Here is a 7232-nt window from a genome sequence, read left to right as displayed (position 1 = left end):
GTCCCTGCGCGAGGGCCCCCTGGAGGTGCTGGGGTTCGCGTCCGGCCGCGCGGGAAGTGATCGCGACCGCTACGCCTTCTATGTCCGGGCCCACGGTCCGCTCCGGCCGCTGCGCGTCGCCTTCCACGGCCCCGACGGCAGCGTGGAGCGCGTGCTGGACCCGGGGGCTTCGCTGCGCAGGCAGCCTGCCCTGATGAGTGCGGCGTGGTTCATCATCCCCGTGGTGGGACCGCCCCGTGCGCAGGTGACAGGCCTGGAGATTGGCCCCATGGGCCAGCGGGTGGCGCTGGCCTCCGAGTAGGTCGCTCGACGTGCCCGGCAGGCAGGCGGGATGGCGGTGCGGGCCCACATCCCTCCCCCGGGGCGCTTCCCGTGGAGGGGTTGACGGGGCAAGCTGTCCTTCGTGTCACGTCGCTCCAGGCTGGGCCTCACACTGCTGCTCTCGGTGCTCCTGCACGCGGCGCTCTTCTATGCGCTGTCGCGGGTCCCGTCCGGCCAGCGTCCGAGGCAGGCGTCGCGTGAGGTCGTGGAGCTGGACTTCATCCCTGTGCCCGAAAAGCCGGCGGTGCCGGCCGTCCCCCGTCCGACAGCACGACCGCCCGCCCAGGTGAATGCCCCTCCCGCGCGCCGGGTGGAGCGCCCGGTTCCTTCCACGCCGCGGACACCGGCCCCCCAGGTGGCGACCGCGCCCCCGGCAGGCGAGCCCGCCCAGGAGGACACGTCGCCCCAGGAGAAGCCCCGGTCCGAGGACGCGCCCCTCGCGTCGGCGGAGCGGCCCATCCTGGTGCCGGGACACCTTCTGGGAGAAGGGCTGACGGGCCAGCCGCCTTCCACGGGAAGGACGCTGCGCAACACGGGCGAGGCCCCGGATCCGAAGGCCGTCGCACGCCAGCAGGCGGAAGAGGCGCGCGTGAAGGTGGATGGGTGGGCCCGGGACGCGCTGGCGGAAGCGCGGGCGGAGAGCGGAGCGACCGCGCCCTACTTCGCGAAGCTCCAGAAGGACTTCACGAAGCGGCTGGTCAACCCGCCCCCGCCGGACCTGAAGGTGGTCGCCTCGCGGATGAAGCGCGAGCAGGCGGAGGCCACTGAACGCTTCGGCAAGACGGGCAGCCCCTATGCCCCGAAGCAGCGCGACCAGCGCCTGGAACAGCGCAACCGCATCCAGGCCGCCGTCGAGGCCGGACGCGCCGCGAACATGTACATGGTGGACGTCACCGAGCCCATCCTCGCCCTCGCCGCCATCGTGGAGGTCCGCCAGGCCCGCGATGGGAAGGTGCTGGAGTTGGAGGTCATCGAGGGCTCGGGGGATTCGAAGTTCGACGACTGGGCCGTCTCCCAGCTGCGCGAGGCGCTCGCCAGCGCGGAGGCCCCCCAGGACGGAGGCGTGGGCATCCACGATGACGGGATGCGCAGCCGCTGGCGGCTCAAGGAGTTCCTCGGCAACCCGAGGGTGCAGATCCACCTGATGGGCGTGTACTGACCCCGGAAGGCGTGCCTCGGGTCAGGTGTCGCCACGGTGTGCATAGACGGGCGTGCCCTTCGGGGCCGTGCCCTCGGTGGCGTGGCCCTCCTTCACCCAGTACTCGATGCCGCCGATCATCTCCTTCACCCGAAAGCCCAGCGCGGCGAAGCGGGCGGCCGCCTTGGTGGAGCCGTTGCAGCCCGGGCCCCAGCAGTAGGTGATGATGACGTCGTCCTTGCTCAGGTGCGCCGTCGTCTCCGCGCTGAGCGTCCGCGTCGGGAGGTTGAGCGCGCCGGGCACGTGGCGCTCGGCCCAGGCCTCCTTCATGCGCACGTCCACCACGACGAAGCCCTTCTTGCCGCGCTCCAGGTCCAGGTGGACGTCCGCTGGATCCGTCTCCACGGAGAGCTTCGCGAGGTAGTGGCGCCGGGCCTCCTCGGGCGTCGCGGCCGGCGTTTCGAGGACGAAGGAGAACGGGGTGGCGGAAGCAGTCATGACGGGACCTCCAGTGACTTCGACACGCGCGAATGTGCCTCCAGAGTGGTCCGGCGGACAGCTCCATTTCGACTCCGGGGCATGGGCCATTATGAACGGGCCGCCAGTTGCCTTCGGAGCCCGGCTCCTGGCTTCATGGGGACATGCCGAAGCGGGCCGCCGGAGTGTCCCTGCCCTTCCTCCAGCCGGAGACCGGAGGGGGCGAGCCCCTGCACCGCCAGCTCTATGAACGGCTGAAGCAGGCCATCCTCTCCGGTGCGCTCGCGCCGCGCAGCCGGCTGCCCTCCACGCGCACGCTGGCGCACGAGCTGGGCGTGTCCCGGGGCACCGTGGAGGGGGCCTTCACCCAATTGGATGCGGAGGGCTTCCTGGAGCGCCGCGTCGGCTCCGGCAGCGTGGTGGCCCTGCCCGAACATGCCCGGCTGCCCCGGAGCACGACCGCCGCACCCGTGCGTCGCAGCGGCACCCTCGCCCGACCCGGGCTGTCACGTCGAGGACAACGCCTGGCCCGCGCCGTGCTCCCGCCCGAGCCCCGCGACGTGCAGCCCTTCACGCCCTGCCTGCCCGCGTTGGACTTGTTCCCCACGCACCTATGGGGCCGAGCGCTGGCGAAGCACGCCCGGCACCTGGGGCCCGGGCTGATGACGGCGGGCGAGTCCGCGGGGTTCCAGCCGCTGCGCGAGGCCATCGCCGCGCACCTGGGCACGGCGCGAGGGGTGCGCTGTGGGTGGCGACAGGTGCTGGTGCTCTCCAGCACGCAACAGGCGCTGGACCTCTGCGCACGGCTGCTCCTGGATGAAGGGGAGCGCGTGTGGCTGGAGGAGCCCGGCTATCTCGGCGCGCGGGCCGCGTTCGAGTCCGCGGGCGCGCGCGTGTGTCCCGTACCGGTGGACGCGGAGGGGCTGCGGGTGGACGTGGGCACCGCGCGGGCTCCAAAGGCCCGGCTGGCCTACGTCACGCCTTCGCACCAATACCCGCTGGGCGTGACGCTGAGCCTGCCCCGGCGGCTCGCGCTCTTGGAGTGGGCCCGGGCCGCGCGTGCATGGATCGTGGAGGACGACTACGACAGCGAGTTCCGCTACGCCACGAGGCCGCTGGCGGCGATTCAAGGGCTGGATGTGGCGGGGCGCGTCCTCTACGCGGGCACCTTCAACAAGGTGATGTTCCCCTCGCTGCGGCTGGCCTTCCTCGTCGTCCCGGACGCGCTGGTGGAGCCCTTCACCGCCGCGCGGGCCGCCACGGATGGACATGCGCCGCTGCTGTCCCAGGCGGCGATGGCGCACTTCATGGAGGCGGGACACTACGCCGCGCACCTGCGGCAGATGCGGCTGGCGTATGCGGAGCGGCGGGACGCGCTGCTGGATGCCCTGCGGCGTGAGGCGGAGGGCTGGCTGCGGCCCGGAGCGGCGGAGGCGGGCATGCACGTCACGGCCTTCCTCGCCTCCGGCGGGCGGGACGCGGACGTCGTCCAGCGCACCGACACGAAGCGGCTCGGGGCCCGCCGGCTGTCACCGCTCTACCTGGGGAGGGGCGCGGAGCAGGGGCTCGTCCTGGGCTTCTCCGGGGCGAGCCCCGCGGGACTGCGCGCCGCGGTGCGCACGCTCTCGCGGCTCCGGGGCTGAGCGCGTCAGCGTCCCTGGAAGTGGGGCGGCCGGCGCTCGGCGAAGGCGGAGAAGGCCTCCGTCAGGTCATGCGACTGGAGGAAGGCCGCGTTCCACACCGCCACGTAACGCAGCCCATCCGCGATGGACTTGTCCGCGCAGTACTCCATCACCTGCTTGGCCCCCTGGATGACGAGCGGCGGGTTGTCAGCGATGCGCCGCGCCGTCGCCCGCGCCTCCGTGAGCAGGGCCTCCGGCGTGGGGAAGACCTCGTTGACCAGGCCCATGCGCAGCGCGCGCGCCGCGTCCACGTCGCCGCCGGTGTATGCCAATTCGCGCGTGTTCCCCTCGCCGATGATGCGCGGCAGCCGCTGGAGCGCGCCCAGGTCCGCGACGATGCCGACCTTCACCTCGCGCAGGGAGAACTTCGCGTCCTGCGAGCAGTACCGGAAGTCACACGCGGCGATGAGGTCCATGCCCCCGCCAATGCACCAGCCATGCACCGCGGCGATGACGGGCTTCTTGCACCGCGCCACCCCTTCGGTGGCCTTCTGCATGTCACCAATCAGCTTGAGCAGCCGGGTGCGCTCCAGCGCCAGGTTGCCCTCGGCGGTGAGCAGCGGCCCGAGGGACTCCATCATCCCCATCAGGTCCAGGCCGAAGGTGAACTGTTTGCCCTCGCCGCGCACCAACATCACGCGCACGGAGTCGTCGTCGTCCAGCGCGCGGAGCGCCTCGGGCATCTCCCGCCAGAAGTCGGGGCCCATGGCGTTGCCCTTGCCCGGGCCGGTGAGCACCAGCTCGGCGACGCCCTCGGCCTTCTCGATGCGCAGTGACTTGTACGTGCCGTCCATCCGTTCCCTCCCAGGGAAGTGAGCTGGCGGCACTTGACCAGATGCGGCGCGGCGGCGTCCACGGAAGTGCTGGGAGACGCCGCGCCACCCGACAGCTCAGCAGCACCCACCCGCCACACCCACCGGCAACTCGCTGACCGGGGCTGTCTCCGACATGGCACGCGGTGACGCCACCCGCGGCCCCACCGCCGGGCGTGCCCCGGGCGCCTTCGGGTGGTGGCTCTTCGACGCGTCCTCGACGTGCTCGACATGGGTCAGGTAACCCCCCGACATCAACAGTCCCTTGTAGATGCTCATGCCGCGTCTCCTCGCGTGCCTCGTTGAACTCCCCTCAAGGTACGGACATGCTCCCCGGGCGAAAAGCGATGCTTTTGCAACCCTGCTTTGAATTCTGCTCAAGGTGACCGCCCATGCCCCGCCCGTATCTGTATGCCCTGCAGGGCTTCGTCTCCGCCGCGCGCCACGGCAACCTGTCGCGCGCGGCGAAGTCCCTGCACCTGACGGTCAGCGCGCTGAGCCACCAGATCCGCGGCCTGGAGGAGCAGTTGGATCAGCGCCTCTTCGTGCGCAACGCGCGCGGCGTCGAGCTGACGGCGGACGGTCGCCGGCTGTTCGAGCGCGTGGCCGGGCACCTGGACGCGATTGAGCACGCGATGCGACCGTACAGCGCGCGGCGTGACGACGTGCTGACGCTCACGCTGCTGCCCTCGCTCGCGACGAGCTGGCTCGTGCCGCGCCTGCCGCGCTTCGTCGCCCTCCATCCCCAGCTGGAGATCAACCTCCTGTCGAGCACGGAGGTGGTGGACTTCGACCGGGAGACGGACATCGACGCCGGGCTGCGCTTCGGCAGGGGGCCCTTTCCGGGGCTTCGCACCGTGCACCTCTTCGACGATCAGGCCACCCCGGCGGCGAGCCCCGCACTCATCGAGAGGCTGGGGCGGCCCACGCTGAAGACGCTGGAGCGCTTCCCGCTCCTGGGCAACGCCTCCATCTGGAGCCCGTGGTTCGAGCGCTTCGGAGGCACCCCACCCCGGCGCTTCGTGGCCAACTTCGACGACACGGAGACGATGCACCGGGCCGCGGTGGAGGGGCTCGGCATCGCCCTGGAACGGCTGACGCTCATCCGCCCGCTGGTGACGGCAGGCCTGCTGTTTCCCCTCTTCTCAGAATGTCTCAGGACGGACCGCGCGCATTACCTCGTGTATCCCCCGCGCTCGGATGATCACGCGGGGCTCTCCGCCTTCCGCGAGTGGCTGCTCGCCGAGGCCCGCGACTACGCCGCGCAGGACGTGAAGGCCCCACCGTCGGCGGAGGCTCGCGCTCCCGGGGAGAAGCCCCGCGCCCGGCGGAAGACGGCCCGCGAGTAGCTTCCGCGAAAAACCCGCCAGGCAGGAACAAACACATGGCAGGCCGTGGGGTGTTGCAATCGATTCGTCCTGGTTGCGTACCCGCCATGTCTTTCCGGATTTGATTTCACGACAGGGTGACGGGGCAACTTCCCGTCATGACTGCGGATAATCCGGAGGGAAACATGCTGGATGTATCAGAGGGGGCAGCACGTCATGCGAGTCGATGGACCTTCCTATTCAACGCAGACCATCTCTTCCGGAAACACGGGCAAGACGGAAGCCCGGGAGTCTTCCGAGTCCAACGTCGTCCGGGAGGAAGGGGCACCCGGAGCGCAAGGTCCTGATTCGACCTCCCGCTTCGACGACGCGCCCGCGGCGCACCGGGAGCGCCTGCTGCCCCCACCGCCGCCGCCTCCTCCCGCGCCGGCACCCGAGCCCTGGCCCGTCCCGGAGAAGAACCTGAAGCGCGGTGACTCGGGCGAAGAGGTGAAGCTGCTCCAGGACGCACTGGTGGAGCTGGGCTATCTGACGCACGAGCAGGTCGCCACCGGGCCGGGCCTGTTCGGTCCGCAGACGGAGGCCGCGCTGGAGAAGTTCCAGGGGGACCGCGGCCTCACCGCGCATGGCCGCTACGAGCCCGCCACCCGCGAGGCGCTGTCGAAGTCGCTCGCGGGCTCCGAGCGGACAGGCGGCAAGACGCAGCAGCCGTCCATGTCCGCCGAGGCCGCGTTCATCACCCAGTTCACCTCCGAGTACAACCCGGACGGCCCGCGCGGCAGCACCAACTGCGGCCCGGCCAGCCTCGCCATGTCCCTGGCGTACACGGGCCACATGCCCCCGGGGCTCACGAAGGAGCAGCAGGTGGACCATGCGCGCGCGCTGATGAGCCCGCGCCGCGCGTCGGAGTTCACCGAGGTGACGGCGTCGGACGGCACGCGCGTGCCGCTGCTGGACCGGGACCATGAGCTCACCGGCGGCACCATGGTGTCCGACGGCATCCAGGGCGCGGGCCTCACGTCGCGCTACGGCCAGGGCTGGGAGTCGTTGGATCAGCAGCTCGCGGCAGGCAACCCCGTCATCGCCAACGGCGCCACGAACACGGACTGGCGCGCCCAGTTCCCCGAGCGCATGGGCCGGGGCGACATCGGCCACCTCAACGCCATCCTCGCGAAGACGCCGGACGGGAAGTACCTCGTCGCCGACCCGCTGCACACCGGGGGCCCGGTGGCGATGACGCGCCAGCAGCTCAGCGTCTTCTTCTCCCCCACCGGAGGTCAGCCGTCCTTCAACGCCCTGCAGGGAGCCTCGCGCGGCGCTGGCACCGGTGCCACGGCCGGAGCCAGCGCGGGGGCCAGCGCGGGCAGCACCGTCGCACGCCTGTTGGACGAGGCCGCCGCGCGCGTCCCACCGTTCAAGCCGGAGCCCTTCACGCTGCCCGCGATGGGCGTGGGGGTCGCCAACGTCGCTGGGG

Annotated in this window: 7 protein-coding genes and 1 pseudogene; 5 read left to right on the top strand and 3 right to left on the bottom strand. The window is 71.4% G+C overall.

Features of this window, described 5'->3' with window-relative positions; genetic code table 11:
- Both D7X12_RS43205 and D7X12_RS36835 read left to right on the top strand, forming a co-directional pair.
- A pseudogene (locus tag D7X12_RS43205) lies at positions 1 to 301 on the top strand (dolichyl-phosphate-mannose--protein mannosyltransferase); the annotation flags it as partial.
- A gap of 102 nt (positions 302 to 403) precedes the next feature.
- A complete protein-coding gene (locus D7X12_RS36835) occupies positions 404 to 1480 on the top strand; it encodes a ferrichrome ABC transporter substrate-binding protein (RefSeq protein WP_208719526.1) in 1077 nt (358 codons plus the stop codon).
- Positions 1481 to 1501: 21 nt separating this feature from the next.
- Here the strand turns inward: D7X12_RS36835 and D7X12_RS36830 are convergent, their stop codons facing one another.
- Positions 1502 to 1957 carry a rhodanese-like domain-containing protein gene (locus tag D7X12_RS36830; protein ID WP_120629880.1) on the bottom strand — a complete coding sequence of 152 codons (456 nt, stop codon included), beginning with the start codon at positions 1955 to 1957 and terminating at the stop codon, positions 1502 to 1504.
- A gap of 143 nt (positions 1958 to 2100) precedes the next feature.
- Here D7X12_RS36830 and pdxR point away from each other — a divergent pair, with 143 nt between their 5' ends.
- Positions 2101 to 3579: a MocR-like pyridoxine biosynthesis transcription factor PdxR gene (gene pdxR, locus D7X12_RS36825; protein ID WP_120629879.1), complete on the top strand. Its 1479-nt coding sequence runs from the start codon at positions 2101 to 2103 to the stop codon at positions 3577 to 3579.
- Positions 3580 to 3584: 5 nt separating this feature from the next.
- Here the strand turns inward: pdxR and D7X12_RS36820 are convergent, their stop codons facing one another.
- Both D7X12_RS36820 and D7X12_RS36815 read right to left on the bottom strand, forming a co-directional pair.
- Positions 3585 to 4412 (bottom strand): crotonase/enoyl-CoA hydratase family protein, encoded by an 828-nt coding sequence (locus D7X12_RS36820; RefSeq protein ID WP_120629878.1) that lies wholly within the window; start codon positions 4410 to 4412, stop codon positions 3585 to 3587.
- A 96-nt stretch (positions 4413 to 4508) separates the two neighbouring features.
- Complete coding sequence (locus D7X12_RS36815; protein WP_120629877.1) at positions 4509 to 4709, bottom strand: hypothetical protein; 201 nt, start codon at positions 4707 to 4709, stop codon at positions 4509 to 4511.
- Positions 4710 to 4822: 113 nt separating this feature from the next.
- On the opposite strand from D7X12_RS36815, the gene D7X12_RS36810 reads away from it, so the two are divergent.
- Together D7X12_RS36810 and D7X12_RS36805 are read left to right on the top strand one after the other, a co-directional pair.
- Positions 4823 to 5779, top strand: coding sequence for a LysR substrate-binding domain-containing protein (locus D7X12_RS36810; RefSeq protein ID WP_120629876.1), 957 nt, complete (start codon positions 4823 to 4825; stop codon positions 5777 to 5779).
- A 195-nt stretch (positions 5780 to 5974) separates the two neighbouring features.
- Positions 5975 to 7232, top strand: a 1258-nt coding sequence (locus D7X12_RS36805) for a peptidoglycan-binding protein (RefSeq protein WP_208719524.1), incomplete at its 3' end; no start/stop codon positions are given.

It is taken from the genome of Corallococcus sicarius, from assembly GCF_003611735.1.
GTDB lineage: Bacteria > Myxococcota > Myxococcia > Myxococcales > Myxococcaceae > Corallococcus > Corallococcus sicarius.
Note: the sequence above shows the minus strand (reverse complement) of the source record. Positions and strands in the feature narration are given on the sequence as shown.

Coding starts and splice junctions, on each gene's coding strand:
- pdxR (WP_120629879.1), top strand. CDS start 2,101: ATGCCGAAGCGGGCCGCCGGAGTGTCCCTGCCCTTCCTCCAGCCGGAG.
- D7X12_RS36815 (WP_120629877.1), bottom strand. CDS start 4,709: ATGAGCATCTACAAGGGACTGTTGATGTCGGGGGGTTACCTGACCCAT.
- D7X12_RS36810 (WP_120629876.1), top strand. CDS start 4,823: ATGCCCCGCCCGTATCTGTATGCCCTGCAGGGCTTCGTCTCCGCCGCG.
- D7X12_RS36830 (WP_120629880.1), bottom strand. CDS start 1,957: ATGACTGCTTCCGCCACCCCGTTCTCCTTCGTCCTCGAAACGCCGGCC.
- D7X12_RS36820 (WP_120629878.1), bottom strand. CDS start 4,412: ATGGACGGCACGTACAAGTCACTGCGCATCGAGAAGGCCGAGGGCGTC.